Annotated in this window: 16 protein-coding genes; 8 read left to right on the top strand and 8 right to left on the bottom strand. The window is 55.4% G+C overall.

Annotated features, from left to right (window positions below):
- Positions 1-15: 15 nt before the first annotated feature.
- Positions 16-765: a DUF4197 family protein gene (locus tag GH722_08590; GenBank protein ID MRG71825.1), complete on the top strand. Its 750-nt coding sequence runs from the start codon at positions 16-18 to the stop codon at positions 763-765.
- Positions 766-966: 201 nt separating this feature from the next.
- On the opposite strand, the gene GH722_08585 is transcribed toward GH722_08590, so the two are convergent.
- The 3 genes from GH722_08585 to GH722_08575 all read right to left on the bottom strand — a co-directional run bounded on the left by GH722_08585 (position 967) and on the right by GH722_08575 (position 4,449).
- Positions 967-1,857 (bottom strand): EamA family transporter, encoded by an 891-nt coding sequence (locus tag GH722_08585; GenBank protein ID MRG71824.1) that lies wholly within the window; start codon positions 1,855-1,857, stop codon positions 967-969.
- Positions 1,858-2,117: 260 nt separating this feature from the next.
- The gene (locus GH722_08580) at positions 2,118-3,752 is read right to left on the bottom strand and encodes a hypothetical protein (GenBank protein MRG71823.1); all 1,635 of its coding nucleotides are present in this window, start codon (positions 3,750-3,752) and stop codon (positions 2,118-2,120) included.
- Positions 3,753-4,077: 325 nt separating this feature from the next.
- The gene (locus tag GH722_08575; GenBank protein MRG71822.1) at positions 4,078-4,449 is read right to left on the bottom strand and encodes a hypothetical protein; all 372 of its coding nucleotides are present in this window, start codon (positions 4,447-4,449) and stop codon (positions 4,078-4,080) included.
- A 78-nt stretch (positions 4,450-4,527) separates the two neighbouring features.
- On the opposite strand from GH722_08575, the gene GH722_08570 reads away from it, so the two are divergent.
- The gene (locus GH722_08570) at positions 4,528-4,689 is read left to right on the top strand and encodes a hypothetical protein (GenBank protein MRG71821.1); all 162 of its coding nucleotides are present in this window, start codon (positions 4,528-4,530) and stop codon (positions 4,687-4,689) included.
- A gap of 764 nt (positions 4,690-5,453) precedes the next feature.
- Entirely contained in the window at positions 5,454-5,702 is a 249-nt protein-coding gene (locus GH722_08565) for a hypothetical protein (GenBank protein ID MRG71820.1), read from the top strand.
- Between the two features lie 79 nt (positions 5,703-5,781).
- On the opposite strand, the gene GH722_08560 is transcribed toward GH722_08565, so the two are convergent.
- Entirely contained in the window at positions 5,782-7,320 is a 1,539-nt protein-coding gene (locus tag GH722_08560) for a hypothetical protein (protein ID MRG71819.1), read from the bottom strand.
- Between the two features lie 128 nt (positions 7,321-7,448).
- Entirely contained in the window at positions 7,449-8,759 is a 1,311-nt protein-coding gene (locus tag GH722_08555; GenBank protein ID MRG71818.1) for an esterase-like activity of phytase family protein, read from the bottom strand.
- A gap of 214 nt (positions 8,760-8,973) precedes the next feature.
- On the opposite strand from GH722_08555, the gene GH722_08550 reads away from it, so the two are divergent.
- Complete coding sequence (locus GH722_08550) at positions 8,974-9,951, top strand: diguanylate cyclase (GenBank protein ID MRG71817.1); 978 nt, start codon at positions 8,974-8,976, stop codon at positions 9,949-9,951.
- Here GH722_08550 and GH722_08545 read toward each other — a convergent pair.
- Both GH722_08545 and GH722_08540 read right to left on the bottom strand, forming a co-directional pair.
- Positions 9,904-11,406, bottom strand: a complete 1,503-nt coding sequence (locus tag GH722_08545) for a HAMP domain-containing protein (GenBank protein ID MRG71816.1) — start codon at positions 11,404-11,406, stop codon at positions 9,904-9,906. The two genes, GH722_08550 and GH722_08545, sit on opposite strands and share 48 nt — an antisense overlap.
- An 8-nt stretch (positions 11,407-11,414) precedes the next feature.
- A complete protein-coding gene (locus tag GH722_08540) occupies positions 11,415-11,864 on the bottom strand; it encodes a hypothetical protein (protein MRG71815.1) in 450 nt (149 codons plus the stop codon).
- Positions 11,865-12,193: 329 nt separating this feature from the next.
- Between GH722_08540 and GH722_08535 the strand changes: the two genes are divergently transcribed.
- The 3 genes from GH722_08535 (at position 12,194) to GH722_08525 (ending at position 15,390) form a co-directional block, all read left to right on the top strand.
- Entirely contained in the window at positions 12,194-13,255 is a 1,062-nt protein-coding gene (locus GH722_08535; GenBank protein MRG71814.1) for a C4-dicarboxylate ABC transporter, read from the top strand.
- A 114-nt stretch (positions 13,256-13,369) separates the two neighbouring features.
- Positions 13,370-13,933, top strand: coding sequence for a TRAP transporter small permease subunit (locus GH722_08530; protein ID MRG71813.1), 564 nt, complete (start codon positions 13,370-13,372; stop codon positions 13,931-13,933).
- Positions 13,934-13,935: 2 nt separating this feature from the next.
- Positions 13,936-15,390, top strand: a complete 1,455-nt coding sequence (locus GH722_08525; protein ID MRG71812.1) for a TRAP transporter large permease subunit — start codon at positions 13,936-13,938, stop codon at positions 15,388-15,390.
- A gap of 64 nt (positions 15,391-15,454) precedes the next feature.
- On the opposite strand, the gene GH722_08520 is transcribed toward GH722_08525, so the two are convergent.
- The gene (locus GH722_08520) at positions 15,455-16,579 is read right to left on the bottom strand and encodes a DUF2336 domain-containing protein (protein ID MRG71811.1); all 1,125 of its coding nucleotides are present in this window, start codon (positions 16,577-16,579) and stop codon (positions 15,455-15,457) included.
- A 217-nt stretch (positions 16,580-16,796) separates the two neighbouring features.
- Here GH722_08520 and GH722_08515 point away from each other — a divergent pair, with 217 nt between their 5' ends.
- Positions 16,797-18,023, top strand: coding sequence for an MFS transporter (locus tag GH722_08515; protein ID MRG71810.1), 1,227 nt, complete (start codon positions 16,797-16,799; stop codon positions 18,021-18,023).
- The last annotated feature ends 27 nt before the right edge of the window (positions 18,024-18,050 follow it).

The raw sequence follows: 18,050 nt of genomic DNA, 5'->3' as shown, positions 1-18,050 counted from the left end.
TATCGGCGGGAACAAATGGAGCAGGTCATGCATATTTCCCGTCGCCAGATTATCACATCTCTGATCTCCGTCGCCTGTCTGATATCCCCCCCGGCTCAGGCCCAGTCATTCCTCGACAAGGCGCGAAAAGCATTGGGCGGGGGAGGAGGCACGTCGTCCGGTCTGGGCAATGACGAGATCATCAAGGGGCTCAAGGAGGCACTGCGTGTCGGCTCTGACCGGGTCGTCAGCCAGATTGGAACAACCGACGGCTTCAATGCCAATCCGGACATCCATATTCCACTGCCGCCGACCCTTCAGAAGGTCCAGTCAGCGCTCAAAACCGTTGGTCTTTCCGGTATGGCAGATGACCTGGAGCTCCGCCTGAACAGGGCTGCGGAAGCCGCTGCGCCGGAAGCCCGGCAACTGTTCTGGAATGCGGTTTCAACCATGAGCATTGATGACGCGCAGAAAATCTACAATGGCCCGGATGATGCCGCGACAAGTTATTTCCGGGGCCGGATGACACCCGAACTGCGCGAGAAGTTCACACCCGTCGTCAATGACAGCCTGCGCGAAGTCGGTGCCGTCCGGTCATATGATGCGATGATTGGTCAATATAAATCCCTGCCCTTTGTCCCCGATGTCACGGCCGACCTGTCCGACCATGTGGTAACCGAAGCACTGGGTGGCCTGTTCCTGCTTCTCGGTCGCGAGGAGAAGGCCATTCGTGAAAACCCGGCTGCGCGAACCACCGAAATTCTCAGGACTGTTTTTGGGCGATGAAGGGTCCGGAACCCAGAAAGTTGCGGTGGCGCTTCTGGGGGAAGGGAGGGGGAAGGGTGAAGCGCCACCGCTGTCTCTGGACAGGCCGAGGCGTCGGTCCTGTGTCCAAAACGACTGCGGGTTCAGGGAGGGGAAAACCGCAAGCCGTCATCTGATGAGACCTGTTGTATACGCGTCAGACTAGAAAAAATGTGACCGGCGTCACAGGTGAGACTTTTTTCCAGTGTTTTTCTTATGCGGTGTCATCACCTCAATACCCGCCGCCACCAGAATTGAAACGCCCCCCGCGATCTCGGTCAGACCGACCGGCTCTCCCGCATAAAGCGCTGCGGATCCGACACCAACGACAATTTCACCCATCAGCAGAATACCAACCCGGGCCGGTGCCAGATGCCGCGCGCCCCAGATTGTCAGGATCAGCAACAGTCCCAGCATCACCCCGCCCAGCAGAATCGCACTGCCCGATGATACCGTCCAGACCACCGTTTCCACGCCGCCCGGCATGACGACAAGAATCGCCAGAACCGATATCGCAGAGCCGCTGACCAGCGTCCAGAATGTCGCGGACCGGACACTCACAGCCGGTCGGTCAAACAGGCTGAAAGAGCCGATTGACCAGATCAGTCCCGCCGCCAGTGCGGCAACATCCCCTGCATTGCCGGGTAAGGGCAACCCGCCATCGTCACCCAGTATCAGCATCAGCCCGACAAGACTCAGGATCAGTGCGGTCGCCCTGTGTAATGTCAGCCGTTCACCCCTGAACGTCAGGCCGATCAGGGTGCTCCAGACCGGGGTCAGGTAAAACAGCAGCACCGCGTTCACCACAGTCGTCATGCCAAGAGCCAGGGAATAGAGCGTCATCGCCGCGCCAATGGTCACACCGGCGGGAAGCCCGCCCCAACCCGGTCGACCGGTCCATGACAGCACCGGCGCATAGAGACAAAGGGCCGCAATGTTGAACAGAGCCGCCACCATAACCGCATCAGGGCCTTCTGACTGAAGCCAGCGGACCGGTATCCAGTAAAGCCCCCAAAGAACTGATGCCACGGCGACAGCCAGTGTCGGGCCAGCATATCTGCTGTGCGTTTTCATCGGGTAGCTTTCAGTTTTGTGAAGACCACCGCCATACAGACAAGGACTGAAATCACTGCCTTTGCACCGGCGGAACTGGCTGGGATCCTGATTTAGGACAGTTTTCCACACCCGGCAACAGGACAGCAACCGCTTCCCGCCACTCCCGCACCCCTGACGCCTTCAAGCCGGCAATCTTCTACCGCCGGAAAAATTCCGGCAGGATCTTCTGGCGAGGCTGGCTGAACAATAACCGGAATCCGGGTCTCCGTTCCTGCATATCAGGCGACATGATGGCTGTCTCCGGCTGCTTCCTGGGACTGCAGCATCAGATTGACGATAAATCTGGTGCCACCCGTTTCTGCCGGTGTGGCCCGCACATTGCCCCCCTGTCGGGTGACCGCCCGCTTGACGATCGACAATCCTATTCCGCTGCCTTCATATTCAGACCCGCTATGAAAACGTCGGAACGGCTCGAATATCTGTTCCGCCAGCGCCGGGTCAAAGCCGACCCCGTTATCCGCAAATGTGAGGGTAAATCTGTAGTCTGTATAAACGCCGGAGATCCGGACTTCGGGGGACACTCCCTCCCGGACGAACTTCGCAGCATTTGACAGAATATTCACAAAAGCCTGCACCAGCTGGAAACGGTCCCCCGGCACAGGCGGACCGTCGGGTATATCAAGGCTCACCGACCCTGACCGGTCATCGAACAGATGTTCCGTCTCCCTGACCGCAGCCTGAACAACCTCCCGGAGGTCGAGCATTTCCTGAGATAATGGTTCCGAACCGACCCGTGAATAAGCGAGAAGATCGACAATCAGACGGCGCATCTTCCGGGCAGATATCGCAAGTTTATCGAGATGACGACCAAGATCATCACTGACCTCATCACGATGGCGTAATCTGATCAGGTCAATATTGGTCAGAATTTTCCGCAATGGTTCCTGCAGGTCATGTGACACGACAGAATTGAATTGTGCGAGCTCTTCATTTGCCGTTTCCAGCGCCGTTGAATGCGCAATCAACCGGTCTTCCTGCCGACCCATCCGGTGTATAAGCTCCGTCAGAGACGCCTCTAACCGGCCCAGGGCTTCATAAGCCGACATGCCCTCCGGCCAGGCATGACGGGTAAAAACCTCACCCGGGCCGGAAGACTTCGCCATCCCGACAAGCCGTTCAATGCGCTCCTCGATATAGGTATTTGCCGATTGCAGGCTTGCTGCCGTAACAGCCAGTATTCTCGCATTCTGCCGGGCACGGACATAGACAAACAGAATGACAACGGTCAGCAGTACAAGGCCACCGACGGCGAAATGGAACACCATTCTGATCCGGCTCATCTGGAAATTCTGTTCCTTCAGATTTTCTTCGAGAGCCTCGCGCGCGGCATGAATACCGGCAAGAATTGACCCCATTGCAGCCATGGCTGGGCCGTCATCGATCCTGACGACGCGATCAATCGCGATGGCACTGCGACCAGCCACAATCAGCCGTTCCGCAATGAATGTCATCTCACGATAGGCTTCCAGCGTGTTTCTGATCGCCGCCATGTCATCGACACCGCCCCCCACTTTTTCCAGAGCAAGCAATGCCTTGTTTATCTGAAGCCGGGCCATGAGGAGACGGTCCGCGTCACGCCGCAAAACCCCGTTTTTGAAATTGTGAATGAACTGGGTGTATCCGAGATGATGCTGCATCTCTTCATAGGCCCCGAGCCGGAAATAAACATCTGCCTGAAACTTGCGAAGCGTCTCGATCTGCCGGCTCGCATCCCCCAGCTCCCTCACCAGAAACAGGCTTGCGATGATTGTCACCATGGCAAGCATCAGCAGGCAGAGCAGTATCGAACTCATCCGGTCCTGCGGGGTGCCGGATTTATCCGAATCATTCTCAGACCTTGTCCGAAACAGCATGAATAACCCCAGAAATCATCTCTGAAAAATATACTTTTGGCATAAATTCTAATAAAACCAACAAGTTTTAAGTGCTAAAAAAATCAATATATCGCAGTCGCTTCCAAGTTACCTCCAGAAGGCCTTCGTAACGATACGTACTTTCCACAATACCTGCGTGGCCCCGATGCAAAGTGGCAAACTGCCCCCTATCGTCCGTTGTTGTACGACATGCGCGCACTGGATCGACCGCCAGACGGGTATCAGGTTCGGTACAGTATATCTGATCTGAGAAAATAACGTGTAGACGGAACTGGTCGGCATTTTGCCGGATGCCCGTACAGTGTCAGCAATCCGTAAATATCAGCTTATCCAGATGCTGTGAGATTTCAGTCATGTCAGAATCGTTCTTGAATTCCAGATTATAGACCCGAACCGAATAGCCGCAGGACTGCCTGATCTCGTAGTCCCGCGACAGCAGCTCGATATATCGCTCAAGTCGCTCAATCGATTTATTGTTGAGTATCCGCCTGTGTAACCACCGTTTGAAATTCTGATAGTGCTTTTCCCTTTTCTCCTCACTGTCGTCATCGTCCTCATTCTTTTCATACCAAATGAAGTCTGCGGCCTGTCGCTGAGACCACCCGGCCCGGCGCAGCAGGTGAGAAAGCGCATCATACAACTCATCAGCCCGTTTTTCTTCCTCGTTTGTCCCCATTTGTCCCCACCGTTACCGGATAACGTTGTTGTCAGGACATTCCTGACATTTCTCAAACCAAGCTAATGGAGTAATAGCATGTCGAAGAAAACGAAGAACAACCCCACTTCCGGCAAGCAGGTCACCCCGATGACGAAAGAAGCTGCGGAAAGGATAGAAAGGGCTGCCAGAGGGAAGCCGAACAGTGATCAGGGATTTGTGAAACGGGCCGTGGAGGCAGCAAAAGAAAACAAAAAGTAAGCCCCGTTCCGGGCCGCCCGATGGGAGACCAGACTGTCTCCTATCGGGCATTCTCGGCCCGGCATTCTTCCGCTTTCACCTTGAACGTGCTGAAAAAGGCCTTCCGGTCTCCCTCAAGATCATCCAGAGTCAAATCCTGTTGTGTCTGCTCCAAAGCGCACAGGCACACGTCTCTTTTCTCGCGAACCTCCCTGTCAAGAAGGCTTCGCTTTGAATTCCCGACACAGCTTTCGACAATCGCATATTCTGTTGCGATCGGATAACGGTCAGAGGACATAATCGTATAACTCAAGGCACCCGTAGCGGCCGCGACAAAGACCAGGCGACCGAGCCGGTTGCTTCGACGATCAAACTTTCCATCCGCGATATGCGCTTTACAGGAAGCACATGTAATTCCGAATGGCAGGGGAAGACGGGTGTCCGTTCCACATTTCGGGCAGGCTATTTCCATTTATTGCTTTCCGACTATGACATCATGAAATAATTCCCTCTATGTTTGTTTTTTACAACACAAACATACCTTAATAGAAATTTTAACTCCCGATCACTCACAAGCCCAGATGAACGGGCCAGTCAAAAAACACTGACATTGCCGGAACAAACAAACCCCCGCACGGGTTCAATATGTTCAGATCCAACCCATGAAAATATTGCAATGCAGCATTTCAATTATATCTCTTTGTGAAAACAGAATTATATGTATGCTGCGATGCAATATAAAAATCAAATCAAGGGAGGGGCACAAACAACTTTGGAGAGTTTCCATGTGGCCCTATACCAATATCGAAAATGAGTGGATTGCCGAACCGTCCGAAACGAACGAGCGCCTGACCTATGTCAGGGTCTCGCCGGAGATGATGGATTATTATATCCGCCGGAGCGAGAAGCTGCGTGCACAGGCTGTCAGCAGCATGATCATCGCCGCCTCATCATGGGTCCGGCATCTGGTTGTCGACCGGTTGTTCCACGATGTTATCGGACGACTGGCTCACCGGACAGCTATCCGGCACTAGACCGGTCAGAACGGCGGCCCTGCAGCACCCGAACCGGTGGCGGGGCCGCTTTTCAGATTATCCGGAGGCCCTGCCCCGGCTATCCGATATACCGATGCGTTTTCACCTTCGCATCCTGTGGTGCAAAGCCCATCTTCTTCTTGAAATAGAGGGCGGCGGCCTCTTTCTTTTTCTCGAAATATCCGCGCTCAACATACATGCCCTTGTCCTGACGGATCGGCGAGAGCACGTAGCGTGATTTATCGATAAAGCGTTGTGAATCCTTAATCAGCGGATCCAGATGCTTCTTCTTGTTGGTCTCTGCATCCAGCATCCAGTTATCCATCAGAATATTGTCACAGAGAATATTCAGGACATTCGACGTGGTACTGTTAGCCAGATAATAGCAGCCCAGCAACGGCGAGACCTGGAAGATGTTGGAATCAAGCTTTTCTGCCGGATTGTTCCGCAGGATCGCGTTGATTTTCTTCATTTCCTTATACTTCATCGCGAAGATCGTAACCTTCTGACAAAGCTTTGCGAGAGAAGCGACCGCAGATGTTGCCGGTCCGGTCGCACCACCGAGATCGGCAAATAGTCCGGCAGTGGAAACGGCGAATTGCGCCGTATGAATGGTTGCCAGACCCGCATGCTCGGCCGAACTTTCATTCAGCAGACGCTGCAGGGCCGTGCAGGCATCCCGGGCGTTTCCCGGCAGGATGAAGGGCATATGCTTGGTCACTTTATGGGCCTTGTGAAGATCCTGCGCCGCCTTGCCCCATTCCATCGCCGCCTTGCTGCCGCTCTTGACCTGCTGCACGATTGGCAGAGCCGATGAGATAAAGTCGGTAATGAACTCCGTTCCCAGTTCTGCCAGAATATCCGGCAGTTCGACGACATCGAACAGTTCGAACAGCAGCTTCAGAACCTTGTCGAATCCCGGGACCTTTAAATAGAGATCGAGATTGATTCCCGGAATCTCGATCGCCGAGAGATCAATGGACGGGAAGTCAATGTCGATCGAGGGGACATCGACATAAGGCAGCGAGATATCCGGAACCGAAAGGTTCGGCAGATCAACCCGAAGATCCGGAATCACGAAATCCGGAAAACTGAGTCGCAGATTCAGGTCAATCCCCAGAATGCCCTGCAGGTCCCACAATACCGACGGCAGGGTCAGATGGGGGAACTTGACACCGATAGCCCAGACCAGCGCCGGCAGCGAGATGTCCGGCAACAGGTCCTTGTATTTAATCAGCCCTTTCAGATTGAGCCGGACTTTCGGCAGGCTGAAGCCGGGGATGCTTCCCAGCTTGAAATTAGGCACCAGACTGAGATCCCAGCCCGGAATGCTGAGCGACGGAATATCGATATCGATCAGCTTGCGCAGATCAATGCCCTTGAACAGATCCACATTGAGGCTGGGAATATCGATGTCCGGCGCGTTGAGGCCGGGAATTTTCTGGACGGATTTACGGGCCTTGTTGGCTTCCTTCGCCATATCCTTGGCGTCATCCAGCAGGCTTTTCGGCTTCAGCTGGGTGCCTTCGAACATAGCCTGAAGGGCTTTCCTGCGTTCGCGGGTGATCTCCATGAACGCGGCGCGAAGCGCAATTTCTTCCGATGCTGTCAACGCCATCCGGCGATCCTCCGAAAACCGGACCGGCCAGATGGAACCGGGCCAGTCAGAAACTCTCAGTCTCTGACTAGCCCGGAAAGTCTCTATATTTCGTGAACGCCAAACCGCCGCTCACTCATGTAACCGGATTAACGACGCCACAAAGCCGGATCGGCCGACACCGCACCTTTGACAACAAGGATGCGGGTTGCATCACCATTAATGCCGAAATCATTGTCGTTGATCAACGCCATCGAACCATCACCGAGAAAAGCCACCCCTTCGATTTTCGTCGGCGCATCCCTGTAATCGCGGGAGGTATCAAAGCGCAGCGTCTTGGGAACCGCGACGAGGTCCAGCGCCCTGAGGTCATTGCCGGCTTCCAGCGACGGACTGGTCGACGGATCGTCCCAGCGGCTGCCGAGAATGTTCGTGGCACCTTCAAGGGTCACTTCATGCAGCTTGGTGGTACCATCTGTCCGTTCCAGCATCAGCAGCCGGTCCAGTCCAAGAGCCGTTACTTCGGAGATTCGCGGTGCATTTTGCTTGTCCGACGGATCAAGGCCGAAGGTCTGCGGATCATCAAGCTGGTAGATATATTCTCCGACAAGCTTGCCCGACTCGCGGTCAAGCTTAAACAGACGCGTATTCTTTGACGCGGCATAGGTTTTTGCATCCGGGTTTGCCAGCGGGTTCTGAACCATGAAATAGAGAAATTTCTCATCCGGAGAGACCGCCATTGATTCGATACCACGGTTCGCCTGACGACGTGATAACACGGCTGGCAGACTTGCAACGATCTCGGTATCCGCCCCTGCATAATCCGCCGCAGCATCGGCCGGCACCAGACGTCTGAGCACCCGTCCGTCAGCAGCAACATGCAGGATCGAGGGACCCATTTCCTCGCCGATCCAGAAACTGCCATCAGACAACTTCACAATTCCTTCCGCATCAATCGCATCAGGACTGAAGGCCAGTTTGTTACCCTTCAGGTCAATGCCCACATCCGTCTTTGCAACCGTCTGCGGGTTGAGCATGCCGGAAACCGCAAGACCGGATGCCGTTTTCAGCGAAATAACATCCTTCACCAGAAAGCTTCCCGCAGCGATATCCAGTTCCAGACGATAGATCGACGGCGTATAATCCGGTGTCGGATAGAACCGAGCACCCTTGATGCCCTTGCAGAGAGCCTGGCTTTCCTCGCCCATCAGTTTGATGGCGGCCTTGCAGGTGAAGTTCGGACCGCGGTCCGAAACCGCATAGATGACATTCGTCGGATCAGAGGCATGACGGAAGGCGCCGGAACCCAGACCAACACTGTAGGTTACCTGCTGACCATTGGGATAATCGACATTGCGCCACTGGCTGAGCGGATCATCAATAGTCAGAACCGTAACGTCTGCTGCCTGAAGCGATGTCGCCGCCAGAAACATCGCTGTACTGAATGTCATAATTCTCATGTAACCGGATCTCCGTTGAGTTGAGTTGGCGGACCCTAATCCGGTTTCATGACAGGTTTTTGACCCCCCGCATGACACTGAAAATTTTGTTATCTGCTGATTCTTCTAATTCCTGACGGTCCAGTGACTCAGATCACTTTGCTTCACCGTCAGATGGCCCACTATCCGGCCCGCAAAAGTGGGCATCATCCCGAACCGGAATGAAAGTGATTGCATGATCAGAGACGATGACTGTCCGGATACCGACAGCATAGGTGCCGCCCTGCTCGGCGTGGTGACAGACGCCCTGCCAACGGCAATTGCCTATGTCGATCGCAACCGGATTTATCGCTATGCCAACAATTCATATCTGAAAGCCGTTCGCCAGTCTGCCTCTGACGTTATCGGCCAGTCCATAGACGCAATCGTACAGAATGAATGGCTGTCGGATGATGTGATTGAAATGATTCACAATCGCGTCGCACGCGCCCTGAACGGCATGGCCAGCGAGTTCAGTTTCAAGGCGACCCTCCCGGACACGAAAGAAGAAATCTGGTTACTTGCAACCTATACGCCTGATGTCGACCCGGCTGGCCGGGTTCGCGGATATGTCAGCCTGTTCCGGGATATTACCGAAGAGAAAGCCATCGAGTCACAGTTGCAGGAAAGGGCGACAACCGATCCCCTGACGGGTTTGCGAAACCGCCGGTTTCTGGAAGATGTTGCTGCTCAGAAATTTGCCGAGGCTGAACGCGGTGGAAAAACACTCGGGCTGCTGATGATTGATGTTGATCTGTTCAAATCCTTCAACGATCAGCACGGGCATGCTACCGGCGACGAAATTCTGTGTCAGATTGCCAAAGCCATCTCGGACAGCCTCCGCCTTGGTGATATCGTCACAAGATGGGGTGGTGAGGAGTTTCTTGCCCTGCTCAACAGTACCGAACAGGGGCAGATCATTCTGGCCGCCGAAAGAATTCGCCAGTCTGTGGAAAACCTTCACCTCCAGCCCGGCACACTGCCTCACCCCGTAACCGTTTCGATTGGGGCTTCGCTGTGCGGTAATGATCCGACACAACTCGATCAGGATATAGAAGCAGCTGACAAGGCGCTTTATGCCGCAAAAATGAATGGCCGCAACTGCATCGAGACCAGCCCCCGGTTTTCAGGCGGAGGCGCGGCTGACAAACGGAAACTCGACCCAGAAGGTTGAACCTTCATTCACAACCGATGTGAAATCGATCTCTCCGCCCATCCTTATCGTCAGCTGCTTTACGAGCGCCAGTCCAATCCCGGCACCGTCAATGGATCCGGCCTCCCGCCCCAGACGATCAAAGGGAATAAAAACCTTGTCGTGCATGGCCTCGGATATACCTTCGCCGGTATCGCGGATCGTCAGGCGGCACCAGCCATCCCTTACGCTGTCCAGACTGACAAAGACCCGGCCGTCTGACCGGTTGTACTTGATGGCATTGACCAGAAGATTGGTGACGATCTGACGGTACCGGGCACCGTCGACAAAGATTTTGTTGCCACCCGCCAGGGCCGTCTGAAAATCCAGATGCACGGCCTTCTGTGCAGCCCGGCCGGTCTCCCCGGCAATCACGGCTTCGACGATCACCAGCGGGTCAACCGCTTCCGGCGTGATCTTCAGGGTTCCCGTTTCCAGCTCGCTGTAATCCAGCAATTTGCTCAGCAACGACAGCAGAATGTCACCGCTTCTGACAATCTCCTCCAGATACTGACTGCGGCGTTCAGGCGAAATCGAATCCGCGTCTTCGATGAGCAGGCTGGCAAACCCGATGGTTGCATTAAGCGGCGTCCGGAACTCGTGGCTCATCGCCGCAAGAAACTGGGTTTTTGCCCGATTGGCCAGCAGGGCCTCGGTACTTGCCTGTTCCAGATCATGCGTCCGTTCCCTGACCCGCCTTTCCAGATCACTCTGGGTCTGCTTGAGCAAAGCGAGGCTTTTCTCCTCCCGGTCCTGCAAGGCGTTGAAAGCGGTCATCAGATCACCGATTTCATCATCACTGTCCCAGGTAACACGCCCCCTGGCCCCGTCTCTGGTTTCCCCGAAGGCGCGCCTGAGATCATCGATTGGCCGACCGATCGAGCGACTGTAGGAAACATGAACAATGACCAGCGCCGCCAGCAGCATCACCCCGACGGAGAGCACAGCAAAGCCGAGCCGGTTGAGGGTCTGCTCCCGCAAATGCCGGTCTGTAAAGGCAATCTCCAGCCGCCCCGCCTGACGTAACCCGTCCTGATCCGCAAAGTTCACGAACTGTGACATCCGCCATTCCGCCGGTTCATCCTGCGGCACGCCAAAATTATCGATCAGCCCCCCATTCATGTCATAAATCGCGAAAGCAGCGACAGCATCATCCGCTATCACCGACGCCATCAGCAGTCTGATCTGGCGACGGTCACGGCGATAAAGGGGCTCCGCCATGATGATCGACAGGTTCGACGCAACCGCCCCAAGCCGCTGTTTCAGGTGATGACTCGCCCGGCTGTAACTATGCCATTCATAACCCGCCGTCAGCAGCACCAGGACCAGAAACAGCGCCGGCACAAAAAGGGCCAGAAACCGCAGTTCAACAATTGAAACATGGCGGCCCTGCCATGCACGGGGTTCAGGCGGCTCAATGCCAGTCTCGGTAGACACGTACCGGCTTACAACATTGTACGCGGTGTGGTCTCGATACTCGGCCAGATCCGGTCACTGATGGAGATGTTCTTCTCCATATCCTCCAGCCAGAGTATATGTGTGCCGCGATCCAGCTGCAGAAACAGCCGATCTTCGACAATTTTCCAGGCATGGGGATCAATCTCGAATTTCTTGCCGACACGGACACCGTAGGAACAAAACCCGCCATAGGCCGGCGCATATCTGACCGGGTCAGCCTCGAACAGTTTCCGGTTTTCCGCCGAAGAAAAAAGATAGGTCCCGCCATCATGGGTTGCCACATGACCGGGCATTCCCCGGGCCGGCATACCAAGCGTGAAATAGGCAACGACATCATAGCCTTTGACCATGATGCCCTTGCTATCAACATTCAGCTCATCCGACGCCTGTACCGCCCCTCCGGCACAGAGCAACGCTGCAAAGAGCATCAAACGCAAAAACTGAACCATCCGACACCCTTTCAAAACAGACGGGAAGCTTATCTTTTGAAGTACTTAGACCCGGGAACAAGGTATCCCGACATTCTGTAACGCTCCATACATTTCTGAATATATTTACCGGACAATATAATTCTGGCCAATTCTGAATATATTTCCCGGACAATATAATTCAGTCAGTTTGTTCTTGAGAGCCGAACAGCAGTCCAGTAGGTTTTCTTCCTGTCAGCAACAAGGGGCTGGCAGCAAAAAAATAAACATACAATCGGGCGATGATGCCAATGCATCAATCACCTTCAAAAAACAGTATTGGTTCTGGGAGAACTGTAATGAGTTTCAAGAAAATTGTGACGACGGTCGCTGCTGCGGCTGTTGTCAGTGCGACCGCGTTTGCCTGGACAGCGCCTGCTGTTGCTCAGGACAAGAAAGTCCGCTGGAAAATGGGTTCATCCTATCCCAGCCGACTGGTACAGCTCGGTGGCCTTGGCGTCATCCTGTCGAAGAACGTGGAACGTCTGACCGGTGGCGACATTCAGCTGAAATTCTTTGAGCCGGGCGCACTGGTTCCGCCACTTGAGTATTTTGACGCGATTGCAGCCGGCTCCGTCGATGCCGCCTGGTCAACCCCCGGCTACTGGCAGTCAAAAGAAGCTTCCCTGTCATTGTTTGCCGCCGTTCCTTTCGGCCCGTCAGCCGGCGAATATCTCGCATGGATGTTCCATGGCGGCGGTAACGAACTGATGGACGAGGTCTATGGCAAACACGGCCTGAAAGCCCTGATGTGTGGCGTTATCGCACCGGAAGCTTCCGGCTGGTTCCGCAAGGAAATCAATTCTGTCGACGATCTGAAGGGTCTGAAGATGCGCTTCTTCGGTCTTGGCGCGAAGGTCATGGAAGAACTGGGCGTCTCGACACAGCTGCTGGCGGGTGCAGACATTTATCCGGCCCTGGAACGCGGCACCATTGATGCCACGGAATTCTCCATGCCGGCGATTGATCTCGATCTTGGCTTCCATCAGGTCGCCAAGCATTACTACTTCCCCGGCTGGCATCAGCAGTCGACCCTGTTTGAACTGCTGATGAACAAGCAGAAATGGGAAGCCCTGTCAGACACCCAGCAGGCTCAGCTGGAAATCGCCTGCAAGGCCAACATCATGGAGGGTCTCGCCGAAGGTGAGGCCATTCAGGCCAAGGCGCTGATCGAGCTGAAGGCCAAGGGTGTCAATATCCACCGCTGGTCGCCGGAAATCCTCGGCACACTGGAGGAGACCTGGAACAAGGTTGCCGCCGGACTGGCCGCCGAAGATCCGACCTTCAAGAAGGTCTGGACTTCCCTGCAGGCTTTCCGCGCCGACTACAAGGTGTGGAGTGACCTCGGCTACCTGAAGTAAACGTCAACTGCATTGCGGCCGGAGACCGTCATCTCCGGTCGCAATGTGCTTCCTGACAAGACTTCCGGATACTTATCGCAGGCCGGATCAGTTACTTCAGACCTCGGGGGGACCATGCATCCGCTTCTGCGCACAAGCACCATGCTCGACACCGTCATTGATCGGGTCGCCATGGTTTTCGTCTGGTCAAGCATCCTGCTGATGCTGGCCGTCATCTATGATGTCATCACACGTTATTTCGGCCTTCCGCGAGGCTTCGGACTGAACGCGACAAAACTTCAGGAATCAGAATACTGGTTCCATACCCTGCTGTTCACCTTCACGCTCGCCTGGGCCTACCGGCGTCAGGCACATGTCCGCATTGACCTGATCCGCGACAGGCTGCCCCTGAAGGTGAAATTTCTGATCGAAATTATCGGCTGTCTGCTGTTCCTGATCCCCTACGCGGTCATTACCTTCTATTTCACCCTGGATTATGTCGAACATTCTTATGCACAGCAGGAAGTGTCGAAGTCCGGTGTCGGGCTGCCCCATACCTGGATTATCAAATCAACCATTCCGCTGATGTTCCTGCTGCTGGCAATCGCCGGTGTCTCACAACTTCTCAAATCCGTTGCCGGGTTTATCGGCGTTCTGCCCGATAATCAGGTAACCGCGACACTCGGCGGAGATAACTGATCATGGATCTGGAAACACTTCTGCCGCTGGGCATGTTTGCTGCCCTCGCATTTTTCCTGTTTTCCGGCTACCCCGTCGCCTTCGTGCTCGGCGGTGTCGGCCTGGCTTTCGGCTTTCTTGCCATCGCGCTGGACCCGGACTGGTATAATATCGCAATGTTTTCCGCGATTCCGTCCCGGATATTCGGCGGCATAGCAGAAAACCTGATCCTCACCGCCATTCCGATGTTCATCTTCATGGGCACGATGCTGGAGCGGTCCGGCGTCGCAAAGGACCTGCTTTACTGCCTTGAGGTACTGTTGCGCCGTATTCCCGGCGGACTGGCAATCTCGGTCGTCCTGATGGGCACAATCATGGCTGCGACCACCGGCATCATCGGCGCCAGTGTTGTGATGATGACCCTGCTGGCGCTGCCGACGATGATGAAGATGGGCTATGACAACCGCCTGGCGACCGGCTCCATTGCCGCATCCGGAACACTTGGAATCCTGATTCCGCCCAGCATCATGCTGGTCATCATGGCCGACCTGCTCGGCCGCTCCGTCGGCAATCTGTTCTTCGCCGCCTTCTTTCCCGGCCTCATTCTGGCTGGCCTCTATGTCGTTTATGTCTGCACGATCTCGGCAATCTTCCCGAAGATGGCGCCCAGTTCCGATGCGGATTTCGGCCCGCAAACGATCGCCGCCCGTTTTGGCATGGTCATGCAGAGTTTCATTCCGCCGGTCTTCCTGATCTTTCTGGTGCTGGGTTCCATTCTGCTGGGCTGGGCCACGCCGACAGAGGCGGCCGGCGTCGGTGCTGCAGGCTCGGTATTGCTCGGTTTCATCAATCTGGTGGTTCTGCCGAAAATCGGCATCAACTCGCTGGAGGAACGCTACGGCGCGATCGGCGGAACCGATACCCTTGTTGAAGAACGGGAATCCTTCTTTGTCGTCATCAAGGATGTCGTGGTTCGTGCTGCCCTGACAAACGCCATGATTTTTGGCCTGTTTATCGGCGCAACCATGTTCAGCTTCGTCTTCCGTAACCTTGGCGGGGATGATGTGGTGATCAACCTCGTCGAAGGTCTCGGCCTGGGTTCCTGGGGCCTGCTGTTCCTGATCATGGGACTGGTATTTGTCCTCGGATTTTTCTTCGACTGGCTGGAAATTACCCTGATCGTGCTGCCGGTCTTCACCCCGATCATCGAGATACTCGACTTCGGGACGCATGTGCCGCAGGCCGACATGATCTACTGGTTTGCCATCCTGCTTGCGGTCAACCTGCAAACCAGTTTCCTCACGCCACCCTTTGGCTTTGCCCTGTTCTACATGAAGGCCGTGGCTCCGGCCGGTGTGAAGATTGAACATATCTATGCCGGGATTGTGCCCTTCGTCCTACTGCAACTCATCGGGCTGGGACTGGTCATGGCCTTCCCGGACATCGCACTCTGGCTACCGCGCACATTCCTGAACTGACCATCACCCTGTCATCCCGGCCCATAACCGGGGTGACAGGCTTCTATCGGCATCTGTCCTGAAGTCAGGAGGTTTCCTGGGGAGAAAGCTGGTCCATACGGGTCAGCAGATAGTCCAGATCGTCGGACTGCAGGTCGACGCCAAGATCGTCATACTGGGTCAGAATACGTTCGATGAGTCGCCGGGAGAAGCGTTCCCGGTCATGGTCCAGTCCGTCATATTCCGTCTCGCGCATGACATCAATCGCTGCCCGGACAGCCGTGTATTGCGCCTCTGGCATACCTGATTTCTTGTACAGCGCCTTCAGCCCGAGATGTCCCTGATCGTGAATCAGCTGTCGGGCGTTTTCCAGCGCCACGCCGGCCATCGCCGAGAGCGCATGCTCGAAGAACACCAGATCGCCCATGCAGACTGCCCGTATGACCAGCGAAGCCGTCAGGCGCCCCTCTTTCCGAAGTGCAGCAACAAGCTCGCTGACCTGATCTTCACTCGAAGACATCGACAGACCAACCGTTGCCCTCTCCCGCGCTTTTAGCAGCAGACGGGTCGCAAGATCACTGCGGTCACCCTGTTTCTGGATAAGCTGACTCTGCAATTCCGCCGACACCATCGTCACCAGCCGTTCGGCAATCTGAACCGGGAGGGCAGATCGATTGACCAGCGGGCGCTGAACGCTCTCTGATTCGCCAAACCGGTCGATCACATTATTCAGGGCCTTATCTGATATATCTGCATTCTCATTCCCGACCAGGCGGGCCACCGTTGCTTCACTGCCAACTGTCGCAAGAGCATCCGATACAGCCGATGACACAGTCGGGCGCCCGGCAATCGCCAGCTGTTTGGCGTCGTCCTGAGTGCGCACGATGCTCAGCAAATCCGCATCTGTCAGCACAACAGAGAATTCAAGGACCGGCAGGGCTACCGAGGCAACATCGGCAGCCAGGCTCAGGGCAACATCATGCGGGATATCCGGTGACGTCTTGAGGTTTTCCGACAGGGCTTCGCGAACCCGCGATTCAGCATCTTTCAGCATGATCCTGAAAATATCTTCCGCCAGACGGCGTTCATCGGAACCCAGCTGGTTCGATGTAAAGGCCCCTGCCACTTTCGCTGCCGTTTCCGCGCGGCTGTCCGCAGAACCGTCTTCCAGCAATTGCCTGACGTCTTTATCGGTGAGAAATGCGGCCACGTAAGTCTCCTTACTTCAAGGCTACCAGTATTCAGAATGAACACGGATTATGACAGCATTGAGGCTACTCCGTCGATGACCGTCGTCACAGCCCGAAACAAACCGGGTCCTGTGAATAATTGGTATGGCGGCAATTATTGTTTTGGCCCTTCCGGAGGAATGGGAGAAATATAGGGTCAAATCCAGCACTCCCCCCTTACTGATGAAAGTCAGAAACATGACGGATAGCACTTCCCCTCGTCCACTGTGGCGTAATCCCGTCTTTGTCATCGCCTGTGGCTGTCTGATCGCTATCCTGAGCTTTGGTGTCCGGTCCAGCTATGGCCTGTTCAATGCCCCGCTGTCAGAAACCCGCGGCTGGGGCCGTGAAGTATTCGCTCTTGCGCTGGCCATCCAGAACCTGCTCTGGGGCCTTGGCCAGCCGGTCGCCGGTGCGCTTGCTGACAAATACGGTTCGGTTCGCGTTCTCGCCATCGGTGGCATCATCTATGCCGCAGGCGTCACGCTGACTGCCTATGCCACTACCCCGCTGATGTTGCAGGTCACTGCCGGGCTGCTGGTCGGCATGGGACTGGCCGGTGCGTCCTTCACCATCGTCATTGCCTCCTTCACCCGCCTGGTGCCCGAGGACAAGCGGTCACTGGCACTGGGTGCCGGAACCGCCGCCGGGTCAATCGGCCAGTTCATCTTCGCCCCGATGGGACAGGCTTTCATTGCCGGTTATGGCTGGGAGACAGCACTGGTCATGCTCGGTGCCTGCATGTTGCTGGTTCCGTTTCTGGCAACCGCCCTCCGCACCGATGACAACGCTCCCGTCTCGACCGAGCCGGAGATGACATTCTCCAGCGCCCTGAAACAGGCATTCGGCCATGGCAGCTATCTGTGGCTGATCTCCGGCTTTTTTGTCTGCGGCTTTCAGGTTGCCTTCATCACAGTTCACCTGCCTGCCTATCTTGACGACAACCATGCCACCGCCGGAATCGGTGCCTGGGCCATTGCACTGGTCGGACTGTTCAATGTGGTCGGTTCACTGACTGCCGGTGCCCTTGGCGGCAAATATTCAAAACGATGGCTGCTGAGCGGCATCTATCTCGGCCGGTCGATTGTGATCGCCCTGTTCGTGCTGGCCCCGAAAACCGATGCTGTCGTGCTGACCTTTGCTGCAAGTATGGGGCTGCTCTGGCTGTCCACCGTACCCCTGACCTCCGGTCTGGTCGCCGTCATGTTCGGAACCCGTTATATGGGAACCCTGTTCGGCTTTGTGTTCTTCAGTCACCAGATCGGTTCGTTCCTTGGCGTCTGGCTGGGTGGCCGGCTGTACGACACCACCGGTTCCTACGATATGGTCTGGTGGATGAGTGTCGCTCTCGGCCTGTTCGCGATGGTCGTACATCTGCCCATTCGCGAACAACGCGCCCCCGACCTGGCCCCCGCCACGCGCTGAAACCTGCGGCTTTACCATCCTTCTGAA

It is taken from the genome of Alphaproteobacteria bacterium HT1-32 (genome assembly GCA_009649675.1).
GTDB lineage: Bacteria > Pseudomonadota > Alphaproteobacteria > Rhodospirillales > HT1-32 > HT1-32.
Note: the sequence above shows the minus strand (reverse complement) of the source record. Positions and strands in the feature narration are given on the sequence as shown.

Excerpts from the sequence above, each read along its gene's own strand:
- GH722_08535 (MRG71814.1), top strand. The coding sequence starts at position 12,194 with ATGAGTTTCAAGAAAATTGTGACGACGGTCGCTGCTGCGGCTGTTGTC.
- GH722_08525 (MRG71812.1), top strand. The coding sequence starts at position 13,936 with ATGGATCTGGAAACACTTCTGCCGCTGGGCATGTTTGCTGCCCTCGCA.
- GH722_08580 (MRG71823.1), bottom strand. The coding sequence starts at position 3,752 with ATGCTGTTTCGGACAAGGTCTGAGAATGATTCGGATAAATCCGGCACC.
- GH722_08590 (MRG71825.1), top strand. The coding sequence starts at position 16 with ATGGAGCAGGTCATGCATATTTCCCGTCGCCAGATTATCACATCTCTG.
- GH722_08530 (MRG71813.1), top strand. The coding sequence starts at position 13,370 with ATGCATCCGCTTCTGCGCACAAGCACCATGCTCGACACCGTCATTGAT.
- GH722_08550 (MRG71817.1), top strand. The coding sequence starts at position 8,974 with ATGATCAGAGACGATGACTGTCCGGATACCGACAGCATAGGTGCCGCC.
- GH722_08555 (MRG71818.1), bottom strand. The coding sequence starts at position 8,759 with ATGAGAATTATGACATTCAGTACAGCGATGTTTCTGGCGGCGACATCG.
- GH722_08585 (MRG71824.1), bottom strand. The coding sequence starts at position 1,857 with ATGAAAACGCACAGCAGATATGCTGGCCCGACACTGGCTGTCGCCGTG.
- GH722_08575 (MRG71822.1), bottom strand. The coding sequence starts at position 4,449 with ATGGGGACAAACGAGGAAGAAAAACGGGCTGATGAGTTGTATGATGCG.
- GH722_08515 (MRG71810.1), top strand. The coding sequence starts at position 16,797 with ATGACGGATAGCACTTCCCCTCGTCCACTGTGGCGTAATCCCGTCTTT.
- GH722_08560 (MRG71819.1), bottom strand. The coding sequence starts at position 7,320 with ATGGCGTTGACAGCATCGGAAGAAATTGCGCTTCGCGCCGCGTTCATG.
- GH722_08570 (MRG71821.1), top strand. The coding sequence starts at position 4,528 with ATGTCGAAGAAAACGAAGAACAACCCCACTTCCGGCAAGCAGGTCACC.
- GH722_08565 (MRG71820.1), top strand. The coding sequence starts at position 5,454 with ATGTGGCCCTATACCAATATCGAAAATGAGTGGATTGCCGAACCGTCC.